The following is a 25,477-nucleotide window of genomic DNA, read 5'->3' on the forward strand; positions in this document are numbered from 1 at the left end:
CCAGAAGGGCGTCCAGGTTTGTCTTCACACACTGACCAACGGGCGCCCTTCGCCATGGTCGCGACCAGCACCAACATCGGACTCATTCATCTAGGCCGTCGGGTCAGGCCGCCGCGTCCCACTGGTGGAGGCCGGACCCGTCCGGCCCGTAGACGTTCATCCGGTACCCGCGCCGCAGCGACAGCCCCTCCTTCGCGGCCAGGTACGGCGGGATCGACTCGGCTTGCCGGTCGAAGAACTCGGCGTCCTGGCTCGGGTTGCGGGTCCAGACGATCAGCAGGGGCACGCCGTCGGGCGTCGCCTCCTGCCCGATGCCGGTCACGTCCGGATCCCCGCCGCCCGCCCGGTAGCGTTCCGCCACCGCCACGGCCTCCGCAGGCGGGGCCGCCGTCGTGCTCCTCGGACCGGGCGGCGCGGCCGCCGCCCGGGACTCCTCCGTGCAGCCCGTCAGCAGCGCCCCGCAGGCGAGCGCCGCCAGAGCCGCGCCCGCGCCCTGCCGCAACGGCTTCCTCATCCTCAACTCCCTTGACCGGTAACGGAACCGGTCACCCTATGTGAGGCCCGCCGCCGCGTGGAGGCCCGCCCAGTCGGGGATCTTCACCGAGCGGCGGCCCAGCGAGCGCCCCAGGGCCTCCTCGGCCGCCTCGATGGACAGCCAGCCCGGCCACTCCACCGGGGTCACGCCCGCCGCGCGCAGGGCGGCCAGCGGGTCGGCGGGGAGGTCGCGCCGGGCCAGTGCGCCGGCGTCCTGGAGCAGCGAGGACACCGTCTCCTTGGCGCACGGCCGGTTGGTGCCGATCACCCCGGTCGGGCCGCGCTTGATCCAGCCCGCCACGTACTCGCCCACCGAGGCGCGGCCCTCGCGCACCACCCGGCCCGCCGCGTGCGGCACGGTCCCGGTGGCCGGGTCGAAGGGCAGCCCGGGCATCGGCACGCCCAGGTAGCCCACCGAGCGCAGCACCAGCTCGGCCTCGACGTCCTCGTACGCACCCGTCCCCGTCACCCCGCCCCGGCCGTCCGGGGCGGTCCGCTCGAAGCGGAGTCCGCGCACCCGCCCGTCGGGCCCGCCCAGCACCTCCGTCGGCCTCAGGTAGAAGCGGAGCCGGATGTCCCGGGCCGCCGGGCCGGCTCCCTCCGGGCCGGCTCCGGCCCAGCCGCGCAGCACGTCCAGGTTGCGCCGGGCCACCGCCGGCAGCGCCCCCGCCGCGCCCGGGTCCCCGTACGCCGGGTCGAGGGCGAGTTCGGCGGGCTCCACCCGGGTGGCGACCCCGGGCAGCGTGCCCAGTTCGCGGAGTTCCTTGGTGGTGAACTTGGCCTGCGAGGGGCCGCGCCGGGCCACCATCGACACCGTCCGCACCCCGCTGTCCGCCAGCGCGCCCAGCGCCGGCTGGGGCATGTCGGTCGGCTCCAGCTCGGGCACGCCCCGGGCCAGGATCCGCGTCACGTCCACCGCGACGTTGCCGGCCCCGACCACCACCGCCGAGCGGACCCCGCCCAGGTCGAAGGCGGTGGCGTCGGGGTGACCGCTGTACCAGGACACGAAGGCCGTCGCGGAGTGCACCCCGGCCAGGTCCTCGCCGGGGATGCCGAGCATCCGGTCGCGGGCGGCGCCCACGCAGTACACCACCGCGTGGTACAGCTCCAGCAGCCGCGCGGCCGGCAGACCCTCGCCGCCCACCTCCACGTTGCCGAGGAAGCGGATCCGCTCGTCCTCCAGGACCGACCGTAGATTTCCGGTCAGCGATTTGATCTTCTCGTGGTCGGGGGCGACCCCGTACCGGACGAGGCCGTACGGGGCCGGCAGCCGGTCCAGTACGTCGACCCGTACACCCGGCACCTCCCGCTGCTGGACCAGCGTCTGCGCGGCGTAGACCCCGCTGGGGCCCGAACCGACGACGGCGACACGAAGCACGGCGGTACTCCTCCCGCAGGTGTTCCCAGCATGACACCGGCCCCCGGACCCGTCAGCCCATCGCGCGCATCCGCTCGATCTCGGCGCTCTGGGTGGCCACCACCTCGTTCGCCATCTCCTCCACGGCGACGTTGTTGCCCTGGGCGAGGGCCTCCCCGGCCATCTTCAGGGCCCCCTGGTGGTGTGCGGTCATCAGCCGGAGGAAGAGCCGGTCGAAATCGGCGCCCCGGGCGGCGGTCAGTTCCGCGAGCTGCTGCTCCGTCGCCATGCCGGGCATCGCGCCGTGGTCGTGGCCGCCGGTGTCGCCGCCGGGCGCCGGGTACCGGGAGAGCCACTTCTCCATGGCCCCGATCTCGGGTCCCTGGGCGGCGGCGATCCGCTCCGCGAGGCGTTTCACCCCTTCGGCCGAGGCCCGGCCGGGGGCGAGGGCGCTCATGGTGAGGGCCTGCCGGTGGTGTTCGGTCATGTGCCGCACGTAGGTGTGGTCGGCCGCGTTGGGGCTGTCGTCGGGGCGTTCCCTCGCGGCCTGTTCGGGGGTGAGGGTGCGGGCCGGGCCGCCGGGTTTTCCGGGGGCGACTACCACCGGCGAGCCGTCGCCCGCGGCGCGGGAGCCGGCGTCGTCCTCCCGGCAGCCGGTGAGCGTGAGGAGGAGGCCGGCGGTCAGCGCCGCCCCCAGGAATCGGCCGACTAATGCGTTTGCCATGTCCATGAAAAGCACGATACTGCCGGGGTCCAGGTTCCGTTCCCATGAGGAGCGAAACGTACGGGCCCCCACGGGAGGCACAGTGACCTTGCTCCACAGCGTCAGAGTGCGTCACCGGAGTCTGGGGGCGGCGCTGGCCGCCGCCGGACTCCTCACCACCCTCCTGGCCACCGCCGGACCGGCGGCCGCCACACCCGACCCGGGCGACCTGACCCCGGGCCCCGGATCCCGGCAGAGCGCCGGCCCCGCTCAGGACCGCGAGCTCGCCCCCGGGGAGATCCCCGGCCAGGACGAGATCGTGCACAGCGCCAACATCAAGCACCTGGCCAACATCCCCAGCTCCAACCCGGCCGCGGTCAACTCGGACCTGGCTTTCCAGGGCGGCTACGCCTACGCCGGCAGCTACGACGGCTTCACCATCTACGACATCGCCGATCCCAAGGCGCCCAAGGTCGTCACCCAGGTCCTGTGCCCGGGCGGCCAGAACGACGTCTCGGTCTCCGGCGACCTGCTGTTCCTCTCCACCGACTCCTCCCGCAGCGACGACTCGTGCAACAGCGTCTCGCAGCCCGCGACGGAGAAGTCCTCCTGGGAGGGCATCAAGATCTTCGACATCAAGGACAAGCGGAACCCCAAGTACGTCAAGTCCGTCGAGACCGCCTGCGGGTCCCACACCCACACCCTGGTGCCGGGCGGCCGCGACATCTACGTCTACGTCTCCTCGTACTCGCCCAACGAGGCCTTCCCGGACTGCAAGCCGCCGCACGACGGCATCTCCGTGATCAAGGTCCCGAAGAAGGCACCGACCCGGGCCGCCGTCGTCGGCTTCCCGGTGCTCTTCCCGGACGGCGGCAACCCGGGCGCGCCGGCCAACCCCGGCGTGTCCAAGACCACCGGCTGCCACGACATCACCGTGCTGCCGTCCAAGGACCTGGCCGCCGGCGCCTGCATGGGCGACGGCATCCTCTTCGACATCAGCGAGCCCGAGCGGCCGAGGGTCATCGACCGGGTCCAGGACAACGTCAACTTCGCGTTCTGGCACTCGGCGACCTTCAACGAGCGGGCCGACAAGGTGGTGTTCACCGACGAGCTCGGCGGCGGTGGCGGCGCCACCTGCAACGAGGCCACCGGCCCCAACCGGGGCGCCGACGGGATCTACGACATCACCGGCCGCGGCGACCAGCGCGAGCTGGTCTTCAAGAGCTACTTCAAGATCCCGCGCCACCAGGCCGCCACGGAGAACTGCGTCGCCCACAACGGCTCGCTGATCCCGGTCGGCGGCGGCCGCGACATCATGGTCCAGGCCTGGTACCAGGGCGGCGTCTCCGTGTGGGACTTCACCGACTCCGCGGCCCCCAAGGAGATCGGCTACTTCGAGCGCGGCCCGCTGAGCACCGAACGGCTCGGCCTCGGCGGCTCGTGGTCGGCGTACTACTACAACGGGCACATCTACTCGAACGACATCGTCAAGGGCCTCGACGTGCTGAGGATCGACGACCGGCGCACCGACAGCGCCAAGTGGGTGCGGCTGGACCGGCTCAACGTGCAGACCCAGCCCGAGTACCGCTGACGGTCACCCCGGCCTACGCCGGGACCTGGCGGGGAAACGTTCCGCCGGGCGGCTCCCCGTCCGGCGGGACACCCAGCTCCCAGTCCAGCCCGTACCGCTGGAACAGCTCCGCCCGCAGCCGGGCGGCCGGCATCGGCGCCCCCGGCAGCAGCACCGCGACCACGGCCCCCATCAGCAGCGCCCGCAGCAGCGGGTAGTCCGTGTCCACGTCCGCCGAACCGTACGCGGCCACGGCCCCCCGCAGCAGCTCCGCCAGGCGCTGCTGCTCCGGGCAGCGGATGAACCCCTCCGCCTGGAGGATGCCCGCCATGTGCGTGCGCATCAGCCGGGGCTGGTCCCTCGCCAGCCCCAGGACCGCGTCGATCGCCCGGGCCAGCAGCTCCCGGCCGTCGTCGCTGCGGGGCTCCCGCTCCAGCGCCGCTTCCAGCGTCAGGTGCATCAGCCGGTGCACCGCGGACTGGAGGAGCTGGCGCTTGCCGGGGAAGTAGTACGAGACCAGACCGCGCGCCGCGCCCGCCCGGTCGGCGATGTCGCCGAGCTTCGTGGCCTCGTAACCGCGCTCGGCAACCAGTTCGACCGTAGCCTGCAGCAGGCGCTCCCGGGAACGTCTGCGCAATTCTTCATTGACCGACGGGCTGCGCGGGACCATGCTTACTCCTGCGTTGACTGGCTCCGAGCCAATATACTCAGCGCACGGGACCGTCTGCTCGGGGCGACGCGGGGGATCGCCCCGGGCAGGCATGCCGGAACGCCGCGAGCGACACCACGGCCACGCCCAGCAGCCAGCCCGCGAGCACGTCCGTGAACCAGTGGACGCCCAGGTAGAGCCGGGTGAAGCCGACCCCGAGCACCGACACGGCCGCCACCGCCCAGGCCGTGGCCACCAGCCCCCGTGGCGTCCGCGCGGGCAGCAGCCACAGCAGCAGCCCGCACACCACCGTGGCCGTCATCGCGTGCCCCGACGGATAGGCCGCGTAGAACGCCGAGTCGACGGGATCGGGCCACTCCGGACGGGCCCGCCCCAGCAGTGCCTTCAGCCCCTGCTGCACCACCGAGGCCAGCAGCGCCGCCGCCCCCACCCGCACCGCCCGTGACCGGTCGCCGCGCAGCCAGAGCCAGAGACAGGCCACGGCGGCCAGGGCGCGCATCGTCCACGGGTCCCAGACCCAGTCGGAGAACACCCGCACCACATCGGTGACCCCCGTATGGGTGACGGCGTACGGGTGCAGGCCCCGCGCCACCCATTCGTCGTACGCGATCAGGGGCCACCAGCCGGACACCACCAGGACGGTCAGCGCGGCCGCGAGCAGCGCGCAGCACACCCCCGCCCGCGACAGCCACGTGTTACGCATGCCGTCGATCCTGTCAGCACACGGGTCCCGTCCGGACGTCGGCCCTGCCGGGTACGGGAGTCCTGCCGGGTGCGCGGGCACTTCCGGCGCAGGCTCCGGCCGGTGTGCGGGTCCTGCCGACGCGCGGCTCCAGCCGGTGTGGGGGTCCTGCCGGCGCACGGCTCCGGCCGGCCTGCGCGCCCTCAGGCCAGCGCGCTCAGGCCCGGTACGAAGGCCACCAGCAGCGGCACCGCCGGCACCAGCGCCGCCAGCGCCGTCAGCCGCAGCCGGCGGACCGGGGACAGCCGAGGAGCGGCCGACAGCAGCCGCCGCACCCGCCGCGGGACGTGCGCCTCCTCGGGGCCGCACGGCCCGAAGACGCCCCGGTCCTCGTTCAGACCCACCAGGGCGAGGGCCACCGTCAGCCGCCCGTAGCGCCGCGAGGCCACGTCGTCGGCGGCGAGCTCCACCAGCCGGTGCATCTCCGCCTCGAACGCGGCGAACACCGGCACCTGCGGGAAGCCCTGCGCCAGCGCCCGCGAGCAGTGCAGCAGCCAGTCGTGCCGGGCCGCCACGTGCCCCTGCTCGTGCGCCAGCACCGCGTCGAGCTGGCTGCCCTTGAGCCGGCCCAGCGCCGCCGTGGTCACCACCAGCCGCGGCGCCGTCCCCGGCTGCCACCAGGCCTCGGGACGCGGCCCCTCCAGGACCACCAGCCGCGCGGCGGCCGGGTCCTCACCGGGCAGCAGCGGGGCGCGCACCAGGAGTTCGGCCCCGCGGGCACGCCGCCGGGCCCGCGCCCGCAGCACCTCCCGGGCCAGCATCGCCCCGGTCCACAGCCCCCCGCAGGCCAGCGCCAGCGCCGTACCCGTCGCCCAGGGGCCGCCCTCCGCCCCCAGCGCGTACGCGTCGACCACGCCGTGCGGAGCCACGGAGAACAGCCGGCCCCGTACCGCCTGCCAGGCGGCGGCCGCGCTGAGCAGCATCGACAGCCCCAGGCACAGCAGGGTCGCGGCCACCACGCACTGCCACACCCACAGCGCGACCACCGGTTCGCGATCGGGCCACTCGGCCCGGGCCAGCAGGCGGGGCGCGAGCACCGCGGTCAGTGCGCCGAGCAACAGGAGGGCGGCGGGGACCATCATGTCCGCCAGCCTATGAGCGCGGCGCCGCCCACCGGTACGGCCTCGGGGCATTGGTGACGCAGGACACGTCCCGCCGGCGCCCCGACACCCGGGCGGCGGGCCTCACATGGCCAGCAGCATCGCCAACATGCCCGTCCCCATGGCGAGTCGGCAGGCCCGCGTCAGGTCCCCGGCCCCGGCCGTGCCGCTCCCGGCCGCGCCGGCCCCGGCCGCGCCCGCGGCCGTGCCCGGCGGCTCCACGCCCGCCGGCGGCTCCCCGCCCGGCACCGCGAGCACGGGCCGCGTCCCGCCGCCGGCCGTCAGCAGCCGGGCCCCGCCGAGCAGCACGTACCCGGCGTAGTAGACGAGCAGCGCCCCCGTCACCGCCGGCAGCCCCGCCCGGCCGTGCCCGTGCCCGGCGGTCATCGCCAGGGCCATGTACGCCATCGCCAGCGAGCCGACCAGGTGGTGCGCGTGGTGCATCCCGCCGCGCAGCAGCCACAACGCGTGCAGCGCCGCCCCGCAGAACACCGCCAGCAGGACCTGCGGGCCCCACGGACCCATTCCGGCCGGCAGGGCCATCGCCGCCATCCCGAAGCCCATCACCGCCTCGCCGGTGGCCGTCCCGCGCGGGTGCCCGTCCGCTCTGCGCGCCCGCAGCAGGCAGTACCCGCCGCTCGCCGCGCACAGCGCGACGAGCATCCAGGCCAGGGTGAGCGGCATCGCGGATCCGTGCACGGCGGAACCTCCCGGTTCGTCGGCGTCAGCAGAAGGGATTCCCTGCTCACACCGCCCTCACGCCGACCCGGGTTAGGCTCGTCGTGTCCGACCGGGCATGTCATATGCCGCCGCGATGAACGGAGCCCCCGATGCCGACCGCCCAGCCCGCAGCCCTGAGCTTCCGCAGCGCCGTGGAGGCGGACGTCCCGGACCTGGTGGCCCTCGTGGAGTCCGCCTACCGGGGCGACGCGAGCCGGGCCGGCTGGACGACGGAGGCCGATTTCCTGGACGGGCAGCGCACCGACCCCGAGGGCGTCGGCGCGATCATCGCCGACCCGGACGGCATCCTGCTGGTCGTCGAGCGCGCGGGCGAGCTCGTCGCCTGCTGCCAGCTCGAACAGCGCGGCGACCACGCCTACTTCGGCATGTTCGCCGTGCGCCCCGGGCTCCAGGGCGCCGGCCTCGGGAAGGAGGTCCTGGCCGAGGCCGAGCGCCGGGTCCGCGAGGCCTGGGGCGCGAAGGAGATGCGGATGACCGTGGTGAACGTACGGGAGGAGCTCATCGCCTACTACGTGCGCCGCGGCTACGAGCGCACCGGCGAGCTGAGCCCCTTCCCCTACGGTGACGAGCGCTTCGGCGTCCCGCTCCGCGACGACCTGGCCTTCGAGCTGCTCGTCAAGGCCCTGTAGGGCCTGTCGTCGAACTTCCGTCTGCCCCGCGACGCCTTGCACGCGCTCTCGCCGCACCGGGCGGCAGCCCGAGTACGTCCAGTACGAGGGCTGCCGCCCGGCACGCCGAGAGCACGCACCAGACGCCGCGGGGCCGCCCTCCGGGCGACGACGAAAGTTTGACGACAGGCCCTAGGGGGCTCCGGGGGCGTGCCCGGGCCCCCGCCGCTCAGGCCGTGAACCGGCCGGTGCTGCGGATCTCCGGGAAGTCGGTGGCGGCGCCGTCCAGTTGCAGGGCCCGCGCGAGCCGCAGCTGGTCCAGGGTGTTGACCGCCCGGCCCGTCACCCGCAGGCCCGCGGCGTGGGCCGCCTCCACCGTCTCCAGGGTGAGCCGGCGGATGTCCAGGGCCACGGTCCGCGCCCCCGCCGCCAGGGCGAGGTCCACGAGGTCCTCGGCCGCCGCCCCGGGCCGGTTCGGGTGCAGGGCCGTCCGTACCCCGGGGGCGTGCCGGGCGACCGCCGCGAGCACGTCTCCGTCGCCGGAGGCCACCTCCACCCGTGAGGCCAGGTCGAGGCGCACGATCAGCTCCGCGAGCGCCGTTGCGGCCGCCCGGTCCTGGACCGACACCTGGAGCGGGACCCGGACGGCGTCCAGGACCTCCTCCAGGAGCGGCACCCGCTCGCCCTGTCCGGCGTCCAGTTCGCGCAGCTCGGCGAGGGTCAGGTCGGCGACGGCGCCCGCGCCGTTCGTGGTGCGGTCCACCTCGGCGTCGTGCAGTACGACGAGGGCCCCGTCCTTGCTGAGGCGGACGTCCAGCGCGATGACGTCCATCCCGCAGCGTTCCGCGCGGACGAACGAGCGCAGGGTGTTCTCCGGCTCGACACCCATGACCCCGCGGTGACCGATGGTGAGGAAAGTCAAGGTTCTCTCGCTTCCGTCGAGGGCGGCTCCCCGCGCGGTCGCGGTGTCCCGACCGGCCGCGCGGTGAGGACGCATGCTAGTGCGCCCCGCCCGCGATGGGACCGGTCGTGCAGGGGCCCGCGGAAGCCCTCCGGCCGCTTCCCGCCAGGGGTGTGCGCCGTGCTGCGGGCCCGGGGCGCCGTGCCGCGTCACCCGGTGGTGGGCGCGTCCCCGCCGGCTTGACGCGGGGCCTTGCCGGTGCCCGCTGCCCCGGCCTCGCGGAGGTCGGCCAGCAGGGCTTCTGCCAGGTCCAGCTCGGCCAGGTGCTGCCGCTCGCTCCAGCGCAGCGCGAGCACCGGGAAGGCCCATTCGGGTACGTCCGCCGCGTGCCCCATCGCCTCCCGTACGGCGGCCAGCTCGCCCCGGGTCCGCTCCGTGTGCTCCTCGACCATCTCGCGCAGCCGCTCCGGCTCGGCCAGGTGCCCCAGCCAGATCCGCAGCAGCAGGCCGTGCTTGAGCACCGGCGGTCCCGCGTCGGCGGTGTCGGCGGCCCAGCCGGACAGGGCCTCGCGCCCCGCGTCCGTGATGGCGTAGCGGCGTTTGGCGCGGACCTCCTCGGGCCCCGAGCGCGCGGAGGCCGCGTACCCCAGTTCCTCCAGGCGGCGCAGTTCGGCGTAGATCTGGCTGATCGCGGGCGACCAGTAGAAGAAGCGCAGCGAGGAGTCCGCCCACTTCTTCAGCTCGTACCCGGTGCGTTCGCCGGGGAAGGACAGCAGGCCGAGCACCGCCCACGCGGTCGGCGGGAGGTCTTGCTTCTTCTGCGTCTGACTACTAGTCATATTTCTAATCGAAGTATGACCGCGTACGGGACGCATCCCTGGAGGCATCGTGAAATTCTCCGTGATCTTCGAGGCTCAGCTGGCCGATCCGACCGTGGAACGGGAACACCAGGTCATCCGGGACTGCGTCGAGCAGGCGGTCCTCGCCGAACGCATGGGATTCGACCGGATCTGGGCCGTCGAGCACCACTCGCTGAAGTGGTACGCGCACATGAGCGCGCCGGAGGTCTTCCTGAGCTTCGTCGCGGCCCGGACGAACACCATACGCATCGGTCACGGCGTCGTGTGCATGCCCTTCAACTTCAACCATCCGGTCCGGGTGGCCGAACGGGCCGCGATGCTCGACCTGCTCTCGGGCGGACGGCTCGACCTGGGCGCCGGCCGCGGGGGCACGGAGCAGGAGACCTCGCTGTGCGGGGTGGACCGGGAGCGCGCCGCCGCGGAGGTGGAGGAGGCGCTGCGGATCATCGGGAAGGCCTGGCAGGAGGAGGAGCTGGAGTACCACGGCGAACTGATGGACATCGCCCCGCACCCGATCCTGCCGCGCCCCGCGCAGCGGCCCCATCCGCCGCTGTTCCTGGCGTGCAGCCGGGGCGAGACGCTGGTGCGGGCGGCCGAACTGGGGGTCGGCGCCCTGGTCATGGGCTTCGCCGGGCCGGAGTCCATCGCGGGGATGCGTTCCGTGTACGACGCGGCGCGCGCGGCCCGCGACGGCAGCCGTTTCGTGTCCACGGCCGTCAACGACCACTTCTCCGTGCTCTGCCCGACCATCGTGCTCGACGATCCCGAGGAGGCCCGCCGGATCGGCGTCCGGGGGCAGCGGTTCTTCGCCCAGTCCATCGGCCACTGGTACGGCGGCGCGGGCGTCCCGGACGAGGCGGTGGTGGCGGGCGCCGACGAGCCGGCCGAGATGCGCCGGGCCGCCGAGCAGGTGGTGGCGCGGCTGCACGAGCTGGACATCCCGGTCCGGCCGACCTCCACGGCCACCTTCAACGCCGACCACGCCTACGGGAGCGCGGACGAGGCCATCGCGTACGTGGAGCGGCTGCGGGCGGCGGGCGCGGACGAGGTGATGTGCCTGGTGCAGATGGGCACGGTGCCGCAGGAGGCCTGCATGGAGACCCTGCGGCAGTGGGGGGAGAAGGTCATCCCGCACTTCCGCGGAGAAGGGGGGCGGGCCGGCGCCCCGGTGCGGTGAGCCCGGCCGGAGGACCGCTCGCGCCGGGCCGCGGATCCCCTCGTGCCGGGCCCGGTGGCGGGTGGAGTCCCGGCGGAGCGGCCGTGCGGACGGTGGCCGTTTCCCCTTCTTTTCCTTAGCGCCGACGGATGGTGCCCCGAGCGTCAACTACTAGGCGGAGTGGTGGATTCCACCGTGAGTTACGGGAAGACTTCCGGTGGAGTAGGGGGTCTCACGGGATATTTTCCTTCGTTTCCTCTTGAGCGGGAGAGCCTCGCATGCATACGCTGTCTTAACGCGAGGTTCTCCTGTGGAGGAAGTGACATGACGGAAACTCTTGTGCCGGGCTCCGGCGGTGCCGTGATAACCGCTGGCGCGCGGGTGGTCGACCACCCCGCCTGGCCCGCGCTCAAGGCCGCCGTGGAGGAGATCCGCCCCTGGCAGGCCGCGGACGGTTCGATCGACTTCGACGCCGAGGGCGCCCCCGCCCGCGCCGACGTCGAGGCCGCTGTCGAGCGGGTCGCCGGCGCGGTCGAGGAGCTGTCCCCGCTGCTGCCGCACGCCACCGAGTACCACAAGGCGCTCGTCGCCGACCTGCGCAAGTGGGTGGCCGAAGGCTTCGGCGTCCCGGACTTCCTCGACTCCCTGCTGGCCTTCCACCCGGCGGCCCAGCGCGCCGACGGCCTCCAGCACCTCGTGGTCTTCCCGATGTACACGCAGAACGGCAACCCGGACCGCAACTTCGAGGCCGTCGTCCTGAAGATGGTGTGGCCCGAGTGGCTCTCCGAGCTGGAGCGCACCCGGTACGACAACCCGCTCTTCCTCGGCATCACCTTCGAGGACTTCACCCCGGGCTACGACACCAACTCCGCGGTCCTCTTCCCGGAGACCATCGCCGTCCGCGAGGCCCCCGAGCGCTTCACCTGGGGCGGCATCTTCTGCGACCGCGAGGCGGCCCGCTACCGCAAGGTCACCGCGGCGGCCGTCGACATCCTCGGCATCGAGCTGCCCGAGGACATCGCCCGCATGGTCGAGGACCAGGAGCGCTGCGAGAAGGCCTTCGTCCTGTGGGACATGGTCCACGACCGCACCCACAGCCACGGCGACCTGCCGTTCGACCCCTTCATGATCAAGCAGCGCCAGCCGTTCTGGATGTACGGCCTGGAGGAGCTGCGCTGCGACCTCACCGCCTTCAAGGAGGCCGTGAAGCTGGAGTCCGAGGGCAACGAGCACGGCCGTGACGTGCAGTACGCCGTCCTCTTCGACCGGATGTTCCGCTTCCCCGTCTCCGGCGACCGCAACCGCAACTACGACGGTGTCGGCGGCCAGCTGCTCTTCGCGTACCTCCACAAGCACGACGTCGTGCGCTGGACGGACAACAAGCTGAAGATCGACTGGATGCGCGCCCCCGTGGTCACCAACCAGCTGTGCGCCGAGATCGAGGACCTCTACCGCGCGGGCATCGACCGCCCGAAGCTGGTCCACTGGTTCAAGGCGTACGAGCTGGTCTCCGCCTACCTCGCCCCGCACCCGGGCTCCAAGTGGGCCAAGGGCCCCGACGCCCTCGACCTCACGCAGCCGCCGCGCAAGCTCGTGGACGACGTGCTTCCCGACGAGTTTCCCCTCAGCATGTTCTACGAGGCCCTCGCCAAGAAGCTCAAGGGTGTGATCGCCTCGACGAAGGGCATCACCCCGGCGAACGCGGACGACACCGAGCGGGTCGCCGCGTGAGCGACCGCGCACAGGAGGCTGCAGGGATGAACGGCAACGGAAAGCTCCACGGAGCGGTGGTGGCGGTGGCCGGGGCCGGCGGCCCCGCCGGCCGTGCCGCGCTGATGCGCCTCGCCGAGGCGGGCGCCACCGTCGTGGCCTCCGACGCCGACGCGGCGCGCCTCGCCGAGGCCGTCGACGCCGCCCGCTACGCCCACGGCGGCGCCACCGTCACCGGTGACACCGTCGACCTGCTCGACCTGGAGGCCACCAAGGCCTGGGCCGAGCGCACCGAGAAGGAGTTCGGCCGGGTCGACGGGCTCGTCCACCTCGTGGGCGGCTGGCGCGGCAGCAAGACCTTCACCGACGTGGACCTCGCGGACTGGGACTTCCTCGAGAAGCTCCTGATCCGCACCGTCCAGCACACCTCGCTCGCCTTCCACGACGGACTGCTGCGCAGCGACCGGGGCCGGTACGTCCTCATCAGCCAGTCCGGCGCGCACAAGCCGGTCGCCAACAACGCCGCGTACAACGCCGGCAAGGCGGCCGCCGAGGCCTGGACCCTGGCCATGGCGGACTCCTTCCGCAAGGCGGGGGGCGAGGAAGGGCCGCACGCCGCCGCTGCGATCCTGGTGATCAAGGCACTGGTGCACGACGCGATGCGCGCCGAGCGTCCCAATGCGAAGTTCGCGGGCTTCACCGACGTCAAGGAGCTGGCCGAGGCCATCGCCGGCGTCTGGGAACGGCCCGCCTCCGAAGTGAACGGACAGCGTCTGTGGCTCACTCCACAACCGTGAAGACCGATGCCCGCCGCCACCACGATCCGGCGGTCCGCGGTTTCGCGAGCGACAACTACGCGGGGGTGCATCCGGAGATCCTGGAAGCCGTCGCGCTGGCCAACGGCGGCCACCAGGTCGCCTATGGCGAGGACGAGTACACCGAACACCTGCAGAAGGTCATCCGCAGCCACTTCGGGCCGTACGCGGAGGCCTTCCCGGTCTTCAACGGCACCGGCGCGAACGTCACCGCCCTCCAGGCGATGACCGACCGCTGGGGCGCGGTGATCTGCGCCAAGTCCGCCCACATCAACGTGGACGAGGGTGGCGCGCCGGAGCGGATGGCGGGCATCAAGCTGCTCGCCGTGCCCACCCCGGACGGCAAGCTCACCCCCGAGCTGATCGACCAGGAGGCCTGGGGCTTCGAGGACGAGCACCGGGCGATGCCCCAGGTCGTCTCGATCACCCAGAACACCGAGCTCGGCACGGTCTACACGCCGGACGAGATCAGGGCCATCTGCGAGCACGCCCACGGCCTCGGCATGAAGGTGCACCTCGATGGCGCCCGCATAGCCAACGCCGCGGCCTCGCTCGACGTGCCGATGCGCACCTTCACCAACGCGGTGGGCGTCGACGTGCTGTCGTACGGCGGCACCAAGAACGGCATGATGTTCGGCGAGGCCGTGGTCGTGGTGAACCCGGACGCCGTCCGGCAGATGAAGCACGTCCGCAAGATGTCGATGCAGCTCGCCTCCAAGATGCGCTTCGTGTCGGTGCAGCTGGAGGCCCTGCTCGCCAAGGACCTGTGGCTGCGCAACGCCCGCCAGGCCAACGCCATGGCGCAGCGGCTCGCGGCGGGGGTGCGCGAGACCGACGGGGTGGAGATCCTCTACCCGGTGCAGGCCAACGCGGTCTTCGCGAAGCTGCCGCACGAGGTGTCGCGCCGGCTCCAGCAGCGGTACCGCTTCTACTTCTGGGACGAGGCGGCCGGACACGTCCGCTGGATGTGCGGCTACGACACCCAGGAGGAGGACGTGGACGGCTTCCTCCAGGCCCTCAAGGAGGAGCTGGCCCGCTAGCCGCTCCTGGCCGTCCCCGGCCGAGAACTGAATAGATATGCCTCCGACCGTAAATCTATTGATCTACGGCCGGAGGCATGCCTATGCTCCCGGCCATGCAGCTCATCCAGCAGAACCCCGATATCCACGCCTACTTGGCCTCGGACGAGGCCGTGGATCACTGGCATCCCCTCGTGCAGGAAACCGCCGACGCCCTATGGTCCGCAACCGGCGATGCATACTCATACGCCGAAGCGGCCTTTGAATTCATCCGCGACACGATCCCGCACTCGGCCGACTCCGGGGACACCCGCGTCTCCTGGCGCGCCTCCGACGTCCTCGCCACCCGCAACGGCATCTGCTACGCGAAGTCCCACGCCCTCGCCGCCCTGCTGCGCGCCCAGGGCATCCCGGCCGCCCTCTGCTACCAGCTCCTCGGCGACGACGACGGCTCCGGCCAGGTGGTCCACGGGCTCGTCGCCGTCCGGCTGCCCGGAGCCACCGCCTGGTCCCGGATCGACCCGCGCGGCAACAAGCCCGGCGTCGACGCCCGGTTCGACCTCGACCGCGAGCGGCTCGCCTTCCCCGTCCGTCCCGGACTCGGCGAGATCGACTACCCCGAGCTCCACGCCGCCCCGCACCCCGCCGTGCTCAAGGCGCTCCAGGAGTCCGCGGACCGGCCGGCGCTGTGGCGGAACCTGCCGACCGCTCTGTAGCGCCCGCCGCCGGAACGGCCCCGCCCACGGCCACCAGCGCGTGCAGCGCGGCGGCCGCGAGCTGCACCACGGCGATCCCGAGCAGCAGCGTCCACGGCGGCGCGGCGGCGGCCAGCCCCACCAGGGCGGCGCCCGTCGAAGCCGCCGTCACCTTCAGCCCCGCCCCGAGCGTGAACACCTGCGGCCGCACCGCCGCCGGGGCGTGCTCCGAGCGGATCCGCAGCGTGGCCGTCAGCAACGGCCCGTCGCACACCCCCGCCACCGCGAACGCCGCCGCCGTCAGGGCCACGGACGGCGTGAACGCCGCCACCGCCAGGGCGGCCCCCGTCCCCGCCATGCCCCAGCGGGCCAGCCGGCCAGGCTCCACCGAGGTCATCCGGCCCAGCGTCAGGGACCCCGCCAGTGCTCCGGCCGCGAAGGCCGTCATCAGCACCCCGCTCGCACCCGGACTCCCGAGCCCGGCCGCCAGCAGCACCGAGGTGGTGGTCAGCGACCCGATGCCGACGAACGCCAGGGTCGTCGCCGAGGTGATGGCCCTCAGCTCCCTGACCCGCCACAGCGCGGCCAGTCCCGCTCCCAGCCCGGCGCGGGGCCCGTCGGGGGAGGGGCCCGCGCCGGGCTCCCCGTACGGCTCCGCGTACGGCAGGGACGCCGCCAGCAGCGCCGCCAGGGCCGCCGAGGCCGCCAGTACCGCCATCGCCGGCCCGGCCGAGAGCAGCGCCCCGACCAGGGCGACCGCCGCGGGGGCCGTCACCGCCGCCGCGTTGTAGGTGGAGGCGTCCCAGGAGTACGCCCGGTCCCGCGCCGGGCCCGCCGGCAGGAGCCCCGCGACCAGACTCGACAGGCCGCCGGTCACCACCGGCCCGCAGGTCCCGCCGAGCACTGCCACCGCGAGCACCACCGGCACCGGAGCCCGGCCCAGCAGCAGGGACAGCGCCGCCACCGCCAGCGTGAACCCCGCCAGCGCCCCCGCGTAGAACCGCCGCGGCCGCCGCGCCCGGGCCGCGGCGGTACCCGCCAGCGGCGCGGCCAGCACGTGCGGCGCGAGCCAGGCGGTCAGTACGAACGCCCCGTGCGCGGCACTGCCCGTACGCTCCAGCGCCAGCAGCACCACCGCCATGCCCATGCCCTCGGACGCGAAGCGCGCGGCGAGCGCCGCCGCCAGATACCGCCCGAATCCGCCCATCGGCGAGCCCCCTCCGCATTGGGTAACGTGTTGAGCTCACAAGACGTTACGCCGTATGGGTGCACGACGAAAGGATCCGCGCATGGGAAACCGGCGGGAATCGAGCGGCGGCGGATTCGAGGCGGCCCGGCGGCTGATCGAGCTCAGCGAGGCCGTCCGCGCGGACCCCGCCCTGCCGCGCTCCGCCCTGGCGGAGCTGCTCGCCCGGCACGGGGAGCACCCGGGGGAACTCGTTCCGGAGGTCTTCACGGAATCGGAGGCGGCCGGACTGCGCGCGGCCGTCCGGCGGATGGCGCAGGTCCTCGCCGAGACCGACGAGGACCGGGCGGCCGCGGCCGTCAACGCCCTGCTGGAGGAGTACGCCACCCGCCCCCGGCTGACCCGGCACGACGGCCACCCCTGGCACCTGCACGTGGACCGGGGCGACGGTGCCGACTGGGGCGAGTGGTTCCTCGCCTCCGGCGCCCTCGTCCTCGCCCAGCTGCTCACCGAGTACGGGCGCCTCGCCTGGGGCGCCTGCGCCGCGAACGGCTGCGGCCGCCTCTTCCTCGGCACCGGCCCCGGCAGCGCCCGCCGCTACTGCTCCCCGGCCTGCGCCACGCGCGCCAGGGTCGCCGCCCACCGGCGCAGACGGCGCGACGCGGCGGCGGGGCCGGAGTAGCGGGGCGGGCCGGAGGGCGGGGTCAGTTGGCCTCGCGCTCCTTGACCTGCGCGGCCGTCGGGGCGGTGCCGCCCAGGTGGGCCGGGAGCCACCAGGAGTCCTCGGCGCCCTGCGGCTTGGCCGGGTAGGCGCTCTGCGCCGCGTCCAGCAGCTCCTGCACGCGCTCGCGCAGGCGGCGGGTGATCGCGCCCGCGAACTGGTCCTTCGGCGCCTCGATCGGCTCGCCGACGCGCATGGTCACCGGGATGTGGCTGCGCTTGAGGTTCTTCGAGCGGCCCTTGGTCCACAGCCGCTGCGTGCCCCACAGGGCCACGGGGATCAGCGGGACCCCCGCCTCCTGAGCCATCCGCGCCGCACCCGACTTGAAGCTCTTGAGGGTGAACGACTGGGAGATCGTCGCCTCGGGGAACACTCCGATGATCTCGCCGGAACGCAGCGAGTCCAGGGCGTGCTGGTAGGCCGTCTCGCCCTGCTGCCGGTCCACCGGGATGTGCTTCATCGCGCGCATCAGCGGGCCGGAGACCTTGTGCCGGAACACCGACTCCTTGGCCATGAAGCGGACCAGGCGCTTCTGCGGCCGGGCCGTCAGGCCCGCGAAGATGAAGTCGAGGTAGCCGATGTGGTTCGACACCAGGACCGCCCCGCCCTTGCGCGGGATGTTCTCGGTGCCCTTCATGTCGATCCGGATGTCCAGCGCGCGGAACAGGGTGTGCGCGGCACCGATCACCGGGGGGTATACGAGCTCAGCCATGAGGGGGAGACCCCGCTTTCTGCCTGGGGAGGTTCTCCCGGCCGGAAGTTACGGCAGCGTAGGTACGCGGCCATGGGGATCGTGCCCCAAACGCGGCCCGCTGGCCAGCCCAGACGCCCGAGCCGGGGGAGATTCTCGTCACGCGGGGAATGCCGCGCGCCGGACGGGTGCTCGGACCAGGGTACGTACATGCGATCAGGGCGGACGGGAGCAGGTGTGCGCGGGCACGCAGAAGGAACGCGGCGGGCGGACGGACAGGGGCCCCTCGGTGCCGCCGAACTGGGCCGGGAGCCGGGGGAGAGGGCCAGCCTGGTGCAGTTCTCCAGCGCCTTCTGCCAGCCCTGCCGGGCCACGCGCAGGATCCTCTCGGAAGTCGCCGAAATGGTGGACGGGGTCGCGCACATCGAAATCGACGCCGAGCGCAACCTCGAACTCGTGCGCGCACTCGGCATCGAGAAGACCCCCACGGTGTTCGTCCTGGACGCGGCCGGGCGGATCGTCCGGCGCGCGGCCGGGATGCCGCGCAAGGCGGACGTGATCGCCGCCCTGGGCGCGGCGGTGGCGTGAGGGCGCCCCGCGCGGGGACGGCCGCCGGGCCCGGCGCGCCGGTACGCGCGCCCGCACGCAGCGTGACGCGCCTGACATCTGTCCGCTGCGGCTTGACTGCGTGCGCGTGAGATCGCCAGGCTGGCGGCATGCGGTATGAACTCCTGCTTTACGCGCGGCTCCACGTGGACCTCGTCCGCCATGCGAGCGCGCGCTGTCGGCATCGCTGACGGCCCCGGTCAGGGCCCCGGCTCCCGATCCCCCACAGCGCCCGCGATCCCCGCGGCAGAAGGAAGCGACTTCCGATGACGGCCCCGACGGCCCCGCCCGCGTTCCTCGGCTCCGCCGGTGAGCCCCTGCCCGGCTCCCCCGAGCTGCTCCGCTCGGTCTTCCGGCGGCACGCCGCCGGCGTCGCTGTGATCACCGCGGAGAGCGGGGGCCGGCCCGCCGGCTTCACCGCGACCTCGCTCAACTCGGTGTCCGCGGACCCGCCGCTGCTCTCGTTCACCATCGGCACCGGCGCCTCCAGCTGGCCCGCCGTCCGTGACAGCGAGCACCTCGGCGTCCACATACTCGGGGAGCACCAGCGGGAGCTGGCCGGCCTCTTCGCGCGCAGCGGCGCCGACCGCTTCGGGCCGGACACCGAATGGGCCCCGGGCCCGCACGGCGTGCCGTTGCTGGGCGGCGTACTGGCGTGGATGGTGTGCCGGGTCGTGGCGCGGGTGCCGGCCGGTGCGCACCGCGTGGTGATCGCGGAGGCGGTGGCGGGGGACCCGGCGGGGGAGGGGCGCCCCCTGCTGTACCACCAGGGGCGCTTCAACGCGTTGCGGGACTGAATCGTCCCTGCTGGGGTGGGTTCGGGCGGCGTTGGACAGATCACAGTTCAGTGGCCTTGCAACCGGGGAAGACCCACTGTGTACTGACGAGTAACATTCCTTTCGGAGCGCGGGCCGCCCCGATCGGGACCCGCCCGGCAAGGCGCCTATGCTGCCTGCACAAGGCGGTATCAGAAAAAAGACGATGCGGTAGGAGAGCCGGCGTGAGCCTGAGGATCGTTGTCTGTGTGAAGTACGTGCCCGACGCCACCGGTGACCGGCACTTCGCCGATGACCTGACCGTCGACCGCGACGACGTCGACGGTCTGCTGTCGGAGCTCGACGAGTACGCCGTCGAGCAGGCGCTGCAGATCGCCGACGAGGCGGACGACGCCGAGATCACCGTTCTGACGGTGGGCCCCGAGGACGCCAAGGACGCGCTGCGCAAGGCGCTGTCGATGGGCGCCGACAAGGCCGTCCACGTCGAGGACGACGACCTGCACGGCACCGACGTCATCGGTACCTCGCTGGTCCTCGCCAAGGCCATCGAGAAGGCCGGCTACGACCTGGTCATCACCGGTATGGCGTCGACCGACGGCACCATGGGTGTCCTCCCGGCGATCCTGGCCGAGCGCCTGGGCGTCCCGCAGGTCACCCTGCTCTCCGAGGTCAAGGTCGAGGACGGCACCGTCAAGGGCCGCCGCGACGGCGACTCCGCGAGCGAGCAGCTGGAGGCCTCCCTCCCGGCCGTCGTCTCGGTGACGGACCAGTCGGGCGAGGCCCGCTACCCGTCCTTCAAGGGCATCATGGCCGCCAAGAAGAAGCCGGTGGAGTCCTGGGACCTGTCCGACCTGGACCTGGAGGCCGAGGAGGTCGGCCTCGAGGGCGCCTACACCACGGTCGACTCCGCGGCGCAGCGTCCGGCCCGCACCGCCGGCACGATCGTCAAGGACGAGGGCGAGGGCGGCAAGCAGCTGGCCGAGTTCCTGGCCGGCCAGAAGTTCATCTAAGGACTTCGGTCACCCCCCTCAAGCCCCCAGACACTTCGCAATAGCAGGAGAGCAGTCCCATGGCTGAAGTTCTCGTCTACGTCGACCACGTGGACGGTGCCGTCCGCAAGCCCACCCTTGAGCTGCTGACGCTGGCCCGCCGCGTCGGCGAGCCCGTCGCCGTCGCCCTGGGCGCCGGTGCCGAGGCCACCGCCGCCGTGCTCGCCGAGCACGGTGCCGTCAAGGTCCTCACCGCCGACGCCCCCGAGTTCGCCGAGTACCTCGTCGTACCGAAGGTGGACGCGCTGCAGGCCGCGTACGACGCCGTGTCCCCGGCCGCCGTGCTCGTCCCGTCCTCCGCCGAGGGCAAGGAGATCGCCGCGCGCCTCGCCGTGCGCATCGGCTCCGGCATCATCACCGACGCCATCGACCTGGAGGCCGGTGACGAGGGTCCGGTCGCGACGCAGTCCGCCTTCGCCGCGTCGTTCACCACCAAGTCCCGCGTGTCCAAGGGCACCCCGGTCATCACCGTCAAGCCGAACTCGGCCCCGGTCGAGGCCGCCCCGGCCGCCGGTGCCGTCGAGGCGCTCGCCGTCACCTTCGGCGCCCTGGCCACCGGCACCAAGGTCGTCTCCCGCACCCCGCGCGAGTCGACCGGCCGTCCGGAGCTGACCGAGGCCGCGATCGTCGTTTCCGGCGGCCGCGGCGTCAACGGTGCCGACAACTTCGCGATCATCGAGGACCTCGCGGACTCCCTCGGTGCGGCGGTCGGCGCCTCCCGCGCCGCCGTCGACGCCGGCTGGTACCCGCACTCCAACCAGGTCGGCCAGACCGGCAAGTCGGTCTCCCCGCAGCTGTACATCGCCTCCGGCATCTCGGGCGCGATCCAGCACCGGGCCGGCATGCAGACCTCGAAGACCATCGTGGCCATCAACAAGGACGCCGAGGCCCCGATCTTCGAGCTGGTCGACTACGGCGTGGTCGGCGACCTCTTCGAGGTCGTCCCGCAGCTGACGGGCGAGATCAAGGCCCGCAAGGGCTGAAAACCCGCGCCTGGTCCCTGACCTGCGCGTCTTGGGCCTACGGGGCCGTGTGGTGATTGTCACCGCACGGCCCCGAGTCGTTTGTCCCAGGCGGCGGAGGGACCATTGACGGAGCGGAACCCCGTGACTAAATTCTGCTATGCGGATCTAAGCTTCCGTGAAGCGGAAAAGAGGAGAGTGCACGATGGGTCAGCAGGAGAAGGTGGCGACGAGCCTCGCAGGCGCGGTCAGCGAGGGCATCAGCGCCTCCCTGGCGCCGGTGGACGCGGAACTCGCGCGCCACTACCCGGGCGACCCCGGCACCCGTCAGCCCATCCACACCGTCTACGTACCCGGTGACGTCTTCGCCGCCGGCACCATCCGCTCCTGGGGCGACCAGGCCCTCGCGGCCATGGACGAGCACGCCCCGGACGCCGCCACCTTCGCCAAGGTACTCGGCATCTCCGACGAACTGGCCGTACCCGTCTACGACCGCGTCCGCGCCAAGCTCGCCTCCGAGCCCATCGAGGACCTCCGCGTCGACTTCGAGGACGGCTTCGGCGTCCGCTCCGACGAGGAAGAGGACCAGGCCGCGGCCCGCGCCGCCCGCCTCGTCTCGGAGGCCTTCTCCAACGGCACCAACGCCCCGTACATGGGCATCCGCATGAAGTGCATGGAGTCCAACGTCCGCGACCGCGGCATCCGCACCACGGACATCTTCCTCTCCGGCCTGCTGGAGCACGGCGGCCTGCCCGAGGGCCTCGTCCTCACCCTGCCGAAGGTCACCTACGCGGAGCAGGTCAGCGCCTTCGTCAAGCTGCTGGAGGCCTTCGAGAGCACCCGCGGCCTGCGCCCGGGCCGCATCGGCTTCGAGATCCAGATCGAGACCAGCCAGTCGATCCTGGCCTCGGACGGCACCGCCACCGTCGCCCGGATGATCGAGGCCTCCAAGGGCCGCGCCACCGGCCTGCACTACGGCACCTTCGACTACAGCGCCTGCGTCGGCGTCTCCGCCGCCTACCAGGCCAGCGACCACCCCGCCGCCGACCACGCGAAGGCGATCATGCAGGTGGCCGCCGCCGGCACCGGCGTACGCGTCTCCGACGGCTCCACCAACGTGCTGCCGATCGGCTCCACGGAGAAGGTCCACGAGGGCTGGAAGCTCCACTACGGCCTGACCCGGCGCGCCCTGGCCCGCGCCTACTACCAGGGCTGGGACATGCACCCGGCGCACCTCCCGACCCGCTACGCGGCCGTCTTCACCTTCTACCGCGAGGGCCTGGAGGCCGCCGCCGCGCGCCTGAAGGCGTACGTCGCCAAGATCGAGGGCGACGTCATGGACGAGCCGGCCACCGCCAAGGCCCTGGCCGGCTACCTGGTCCGCGGCCTCGACTGCGGCGCCGTCGGCAACGACGAGGTCACCGCCCTCACCGGCCTGACCCGGGCCGAACTGGACGCGTTCGCCATCCCGCGCCGCTCGGCCACCCTGACGGCGACCGCCTGACCCCCGGCCCCCCGCACGGCCCGGCCCCGGATCACCGGAGCCGGGCCGTCGGCACGAGCCGGCGCACGCTGTCCATCACCGCACACGTGAGGGGGCGGTGTCCGGAAGCGGTACGGGTTCGTCCGGTGGGGGCGGCGCAAGGGTGCCGACGGCGGTGGAATCACCCCGTGACCAAAGCGCCGGACGCCGATCCGCCCCTGCTCACCCTGCACGCCGCCGGCGTGCTCCTCGGCGCCCTGCTCGCCGGCCTCGTCACCGGCGGGCTGAGTCACCTCGGCGGGGTGAGTCACCTCGGCGGGGTGCCGGTCCCGCTCGCCGTGGTCGCCGGGCTCGCCGCCACCGGCGGGACCGTGCCCGTGCTGCGGGCGGTCATCCGGTGACCGGCGGGAGTTCGCCCGAGCCACGGGGGACGAGACGGGTGGGGAGTTCGATGCGGGTCGGGGGGAGGGGGGTGCCGGCCAGGCGCTGGAAGAGGCGGTCGGTGGCCACCCGGCCCAGGGCGGCCGGGTCCTGGGCGACCACCGTGACGCCGGGGCGCAGCAGGTCGGCCAGCTCGAAGTCGTCGAAGCCGACCAGTGCCACCGGCCGGGGCAGCGCCGCGAGGACCCGTACGACGGTGACGGTGACCCGGTTGTTGCCGGCGAAGACCGCGGTGACCGCCTCCGGGCCGGCCAGCATGGCCCCGGCCGCCGCAGCCACCCGTTCCGGGGCGGTGGAGCCGAGGGAGACCCAGCTCTCGGACACCGGCAGGCCCGCCCGGGCCATCGCCTCGCGGTAGCCGCGCAGGCGTTCCGTCGCGGTGTGGATGCGGGGGTGGTCGCCGATGAACCCGATCCGCCGGTGCCCGGCCGCGATCAGGTGCGCCACCCCGTCCAGGGCACCGCCGAAGCTGTCCGACAGCACCACGTCCGCCTCGATCCCGCCCGCGGGACGGTCCACGAACACGGTGGCCACGCCCGCCCTCATCTCGGGCTCCAGGTAGCGGTGGTCGTCCCCGGCGGGGATGACGATCAGCCCGTCCACCCGGCGGGCGCACAGCGCGAGCGCCAACTCCCGCTCGCGCTCCGGGTCCTCGGCGCTGGAGCCGTTGATGAGCAGGGCGCCGTGGGTGCGGGCGACCTCCTCCACGGCCCGGTTGAGCGGACCGTAGAAGGGGTCGGCGAGGTCCTCCAGGACCAGGCCCACGGTGGCGGTACGGCCCTTGCGGAGCACCCGGGCGCTGTCGTTGCGCCGGAAACCGAGCGCCTCGATGGACTCCCGCACCCGCCGCTCGGTGTCGGGGGTCACGCCCGGCTCGCCGTTGACGACCCGCGAGACCGTCTTCAGGCCGACGCCCGCCCGTGCCGCCACGTCCTTCATGGTCGGCCGGTTGCCGTAGCGGTGCTCGGACGGGTGGCGGGGCTGCGGCACGGCGGGGAAACCTCCTGGGACGGCGGGCGGCTCGGAAGGGCCGCGACCCCGGCTGTGATCCCGGCCCCGCCCCCGAGCATAAGCACTCGGCCGGTGAGCGGGTTTCCGTGGCAGGGTGGGGCGGGCAAGCCACCGGGAGGCTTCGGAGGCGAGCCATAGGGAGAGGGGTAGACGTGATTGTCTGGATCAACGGCACGTTCGGTGCCGGGAAGACCAGCACGGCCCGCGAACTGGCCGGACTCCTTCCGGACAGCAGCCTGTACGACCCGGAGCTCATCGGAGACGCGCTGCGCCGGCTCCTGCCGCCCAAACGCCTCGCGGAGGTCGACGACTACCAGGACCTGCCGAGCTGGCGGAGGCTCGTCGTGGACACGGCGGCGGCGATGCTGGCGGAGCTGGGCGGGGTGCTGGTGGTGCCGATGACGCTGCTGCGGCAGGAGTATCGCGACGAGATCTTCGGCGGTCTCGCCGCGCGCCGGATCCCGGTACGGCACGTGCTGCTCGCCCCGGAGGAAACGATCCTTCGCGAGCGCATCGCCACTCGCCAGGAGCCGGGCGCGCCCGAGGTGGTGGACGTACGGGTCCGCCAGTGGGCGTACGACCACATCCCCGTCTACCAGCAGGCCCTCGGCTGGCTCACCGCCGACGCGCACCTCATCGACAACGGCCGCCTGACGGTACGGGAGACGGCGCAGCGGATCGCCGACGCCGTCAGCACCGGCACGGCGGCGGTGTGCGACATCGTGCAGACCCCGGAACCGACGCGGGAGACGGTGGCGGCGGGGGTGCTGCTCTTCGACGACCGGGACCGGGTCCTCCTGGTGGATCCGACGTACAAGCCGGGCTGGGAGTTCCCGGGCGGCGTGGTCGAACCGGGCGAGGCGCCGGCCCGGGCGGGCGTACGGGAGGTCGCGGAGGAGCTGGGCCTCACTCTGGACCGGGTCCCCGGACTGCTGGTGGTGGACTGGGAGCCGCCCCGGTCCCCGGCGTACGGGGGGCTGCGCCTGCTGTTCGACGGGGGGCGCCTGACGGAGCGGGAGATCGCGCGGCTGCGGCTCCCCGGCCCGGAACTGCGCGCCTGGCGCTTCGTCACCGAGGCGGAGGCCGCGGACCTCCTGCCGCCGCAGCGCCACGCACGGCTGCGCGGCGCCCTGCGCGCCCGCGAGCGCGGCGCCCCGCTCTACCTGGAGTCGGGCCGCCCCACCCCGTGACGCGGCCCGGACCCCGGTCGTGCGCACCGGGGTCCCGCCGTGCTCAGACCGCCGCCGCCAGTGCCGCCGAAGTCCGGCACCTCACCGGCCTCCAGCTCCCGGTCGACCCGGGTCGGCGGGGCCTGCGGGACGACCGTCAGGGCGTGTGCGTACAGCGGGAGTTCCCAGTCGCCTCACCGT

General features: G+C 73.3%; 27 protein-coding genes. 15 read left to right on the forward strand and 12 right to left on the reverse strand.

Features of this window, described 5'->3' with window-relative positions:
- Positions 1–103: 103 nt before the first annotated feature.
- Genes AC069X_RS02755 through AC069X_RS02765 form a run of 3 tightly spaced genes read right to left on the reverse strand, consistent with a single transcriptional unit; the run spans position 104 to position 2,621 of the window.
- Positions 104–514 carry a hypothetical protein gene (locus AC069X_RS02755; RefSeq protein WP_478724363.1) on the reverse strand — a complete coding sequence of 137 codons (411 nt, stop codon included), beginning with the start codon at positions 512–514 and terminating at the stop codon, positions 104–106.
- A gap of 36 nt (positions 515–550) precedes the next feature.
- Positions 551–1,912, reverse strand: coding sequence for an FAD-dependent oxidoreductase (locus AC069X_RS02760; protein ID WP_478724365.1), 1,362 nt, complete (start codon positions 1,910–1,912; stop codon positions 551–553).
- Positions 1,913–1,964: 52 nt separating this feature from the next.
- Positions 1,965–2,621 carry a DUF305 domain-containing protein gene (locus tag AC069X_RS02765; protein WP_478724366.1) on the reverse strand — a complete coding sequence of 219 codons (657 nt, stop codon included), beginning with the start codon at positions 2,619–2,621 and terminating at the stop codon, positions 1,965–1,967.
- A gap of 76 nt (positions 2,622–2,697) precedes the next feature.
- Here AC069X_RS02765 and AC069X_RS02770 point away from each other — a divergent pair, with 76 nt between their 5' ends.
- Positions 2,698–4,185, forward strand: a complete 1,488-nt coding sequence (locus tag AC069X_RS02770; protein ID WP_478724368.1) for an LVIVD repeat-containing protein — start codon at positions 2,698–2,700, stop codon at positions 4,183–4,185.
- A gap of 13 nt (positions 4,186–4,198) precedes the next feature.
- On the opposite strand, the gene AC069X_RS02775 is transcribed toward AC069X_RS02770, so the two are convergent.
- The 4 genes from AC069X_RS02775 to AC069X_RS02790 all read right to left on the reverse strand — a co-directional run bounded on the left by AC069X_RS02775 (position 4,199) and on the right by AC069X_RS02790 (position 7,375).
- A complete protein-coding gene (locus tag AC069X_RS02775) occupies positions 4,199–4,834 on the reverse strand; it encodes a TetR/AcrR family transcriptional regulator (protein ID WP_478724370.1) in 636 nt (211 codons plus the stop codon).
- 37 nt (positions 4,835–4,871) lie between these two features.
- Positions 4,872–5,537 (reverse strand): phosphatase PAP2 family protein, encoded by a 666-nt coding sequence (locus AC069X_RS02780; RefSeq protein WP_478724371.1) that lies wholly within the window; start codon positions 5,535–5,537, stop codon positions 4,872–4,874.
- Between the two features lie 182 nt (positions 5,538–5,719).
- Positions 5,720–6,658, reverse strand: coding sequence for a M56 family metallopeptidase (locus tag AC069X_RS02785; RefSeq protein ID WP_478724373.1), 939 nt, complete (start codon positions 6,656–6,658; stop codon positions 5,720–5,722).
- Positions 6,659–6,760: 102 nt separating this feature from the next.
- Entirely contained in the window at positions 6,761–7,375 is a 615-nt protein-coding gene (locus AC069X_RS02790; protein WP_478724375.1) for a DUF5134 domain-containing protein, read from the reverse strand.
- Positions 7,376–7,506: 131 nt separating this feature from the next.
- On the opposite strand from AC069X_RS02790, the gene AC069X_RS02795 reads away from it, so the two are divergent.
- A complete protein-coding gene (locus AC069X_RS02795; RefSeq protein ID WP_478724377.1) occupies positions 7,507–8,046 on the forward strand; it encodes a GNAT family N-acetyltransferase in 540 nt (179 codons plus the stop codon).
- Between the two features lie 208 nt (positions 8,047–8,254).
- Here AC069X_RS02795 and AC069X_RS02800 read toward each other — a convergent pair whose 3' ends face one another.
- Together AC069X_RS02800 and AC069X_RS02805 are read right to left on the reverse strand one after the other, a co-directional pair.
- Entirely contained in the window at positions 8,255–8,947 is a 693-nt protein-coding gene (locus AC069X_RS02800) for a glycerophosphodiester phosphodiesterase (protein WP_478724379.1), read from the reverse strand.
- A gap of 188 nt (positions 8,948–9,135) precedes the next feature.
- Entirely contained in the window at positions 9,136–9,765 is a 630-nt protein-coding gene (locus AC069X_RS02805) for a helix-turn-helix transcriptional regulator (protein ID WP_478724381.1), read from the reverse strand.
- Positions 9,766–9,814: 49 nt separating this feature from the next.
- Here AC069X_RS02805 and AC069X_RS02810 point away from each other — a divergent pair, with 49 nt between their 5' ends.
- The 5 genes from AC069X_RS02810 to AC069X_RS02830 all read left to right on the forward strand — a co-directional run bounded on the left by AC069X_RS02810 (position 9,815) and on the right by AC069X_RS02830 (position 15,202).
- On the forward strand, positions 9,815–10,963 hold the full coding sequence (locus AC069X_RS02810) for an LLM class flavin-dependent oxidoreductase (protein ID WP_478724383.1): 1,149 nt from the start codon (positions 9,815–9,817) through the stop codon (positions 10,961–10,963).
- Between the two features lie 303 nt (positions 10,964–11,266).
- The gene (locus tag AC069X_RS02815) at positions 11,267–12,673 is read left to right on the forward strand and encodes a DUF6421 family protein (RefSeq protein ID WP_478724384.1); all 1,407 of its coding nucleotides are present in this window, start codon (positions 11,267–11,269) and stop codon (positions 12,671–12,673) included.
- A 26-nt stretch (positions 12,674–12,699) separates the two neighbouring features.
- The gene (locus tag AC069X_RS02820; RefSeq protein ID WP_478724386.1) at positions 12,700–13,449 is read left to right on the forward strand and encodes an SDR family NAD(P)-dependent oxidoreductase; all 750 of its coding nucleotides are present in this window, start codon (positions 12,700–12,702) and stop codon (positions 13,447–13,449) included.
- Positions 13,446–14,507 (forward strand): threonine aldolase family protein, encoded by a 1,062-nt coding sequence (locus tag AC069X_RS02825; protein ID WP_478724388.1) that lies wholly within the window; start codon positions 13,446–13,448, stop codon positions 14,505–14,507. The genes AC069X_RS02820 and AC069X_RS02825 overlap by 4 nt, the downstream gene beginning before the upstream one ends.
- A gap of 95 nt (positions 14,508–14,602) precedes the next feature.
- On the forward strand, positions 14,603–15,202 hold the full coding sequence (locus AC069X_RS02830; protein ID WP_478724389.1) for a transglutaminase-like domain-containing protein: 600 nt from the start codon (positions 14,603–14,605) through the stop codon (positions 15,200–15,202).
- Here AC069X_RS02830 and AC069X_RS02835 read toward each other — a convergent pair.
- Complete coding sequence (locus AC069X_RS02835) at positions 15,138–16,388, reverse strand: MFS transporter (RefSeq protein WP_478724391.1); 1,251 nt, start codon at positions 16,386–16,388, stop codon at positions 15,138–15,140. The two genes, AC069X_RS02830 and AC069X_RS02835, sit on opposite strands and share 65 nt — an antisense overlap.
- Positions 16,389–16,470: 82 nt before the next feature.
- Here AC069X_RS02835 and AC069X_RS02840 point away from each other — a divergent pair, with 82 nt between their 5' ends.
- Positions 16,471–17,049 carry a CGNR zinc finger domain-containing protein gene (locus tag AC069X_RS02840; protein WP_478724393.1) on the forward strand — a complete coding sequence of 193 codons (579 nt, stop codon included), beginning with the start codon at positions 16,471–16,473 and terminating at the stop codon, positions 17,047–17,049.
- 22 nt (positions 17,050–17,071) lie between these two features.
- On the opposite strand, the gene AC069X_RS02845 is transcribed toward AC069X_RS02840, so the two are convergent.
- A complete protein-coding gene (locus tag AC069X_RS02845; protein ID WP_478724395.1) occupies positions 17,072–17,800 on the reverse strand; it encodes a lysophospholipid acyltransferase family protein in 729 nt (242 codons plus the stop codon).
- A 216-nt stretch (positions 17,801–18,016) separates the two neighbouring features.
- On the opposite strand from AC069X_RS02845, the gene AC069X_RS02850 reads away from it, so the two are divergent.
- From AC069X_RS02850 to AC069X_RS02875, 6 genes are all read left to right on the forward strand, one after another.
- A complete protein-coding gene (locus AC069X_RS02850) occupies positions 18,017–18,367 on the forward strand; it encodes a TlpA family protein disulfide reductase (RefSeq protein ID WP_478724396.1) in 351 nt (116 codons plus the stop codon).
- 284 nt (positions 18,368–18,651) lie between these two features.
- Positions 18,652–19,182 carry a flavin reductase family protein gene (locus AC069X_RS02855; RefSeq protein ID WP_478724398.1) on the forward strand — a complete coding sequence of 177 codons (531 nt, stop codon included), beginning with the start codon at positions 18,652–18,654 and terminating at the stop codon, positions 19,180–19,182.
- 203 nt (positions 19,183–19,385) lie between these two features.
- On the forward strand, positions 19,386–20,171 hold the full coding sequence (locus tag AC069X_RS02860; RefSeq protein WP_478724400.1) for an electron transfer flavoprotein subunit beta/FixA family protein: 786 nt from the start codon (positions 19,386–19,388) through the stop codon (positions 20,169–20,171).
- Positions 20,172–20,230: 59 nt separating this feature from the next.
- Positions 20,231–21,193 (forward strand): electron transfer flavoprotein subunit alpha/FixB family protein, encoded by a 963-nt coding sequence (locus AC069X_RS02865; protein WP_478724402.1) that lies wholly within the window; start codon positions 20,231–20,233, stop codon positions 21,191–21,193.
- Positions 21,194–21,377: 184 nt separating this feature from the next.
- Positions 21,378–22,676, forward strand: coding sequence for a DUF6986 family protein (locus AC069X_RS02870; RefSeq protein WP_478724404.1), 1,299 nt, complete (start codon positions 21,378–21,380; stop codon positions 22,674–22,676).
- A 167-nt stretch (positions 22,677–22,843) separates the two neighbouring features.
- Entirely contained in the window at positions 22,844–23,056 is a 213-nt protein-coding gene (locus AC069X_RS02875; RefSeq protein ID WP_478724406.1) for a hypothetical protein, read from the forward strand.
- Here the strand turns inward: AC069X_RS02875 and AC069X_RS02880 are convergent.
- Positions 23,046–24,035: a LacI family DNA-binding transcriptional regulator gene (locus tag AC069X_RS02880; protein WP_478725081.1), complete on the reverse strand. Its 990-nt coding sequence runs from the start codon at positions 24,033–24,035 to the stop codon at positions 23,046–23,048. The genes AC069X_RS02875 and AC069X_RS02880 overlap by 11 nt on opposite strands.
- Before the next feature lie 224 nt (positions 24,036–24,259).
- Between AC069X_RS02880 and AC069X_RS02885 the strand changes: the two genes are divergently transcribed.
- Positions 24,260–25,297, forward strand: a complete 1,038-nt coding sequence (locus tag AC069X_RS02885) for an NUDIX hydrolase (protein ID WP_478724408.1) — start codon at positions 24,260–24,262, stop codon at positions 25,295–25,297.
- The last annotated feature ends 180 nt before the right edge of the window (positions 25,298–25,477 follow it).

Source organism: Streptomyces sp. NPDC043896 (assembly GCF_056435605.1).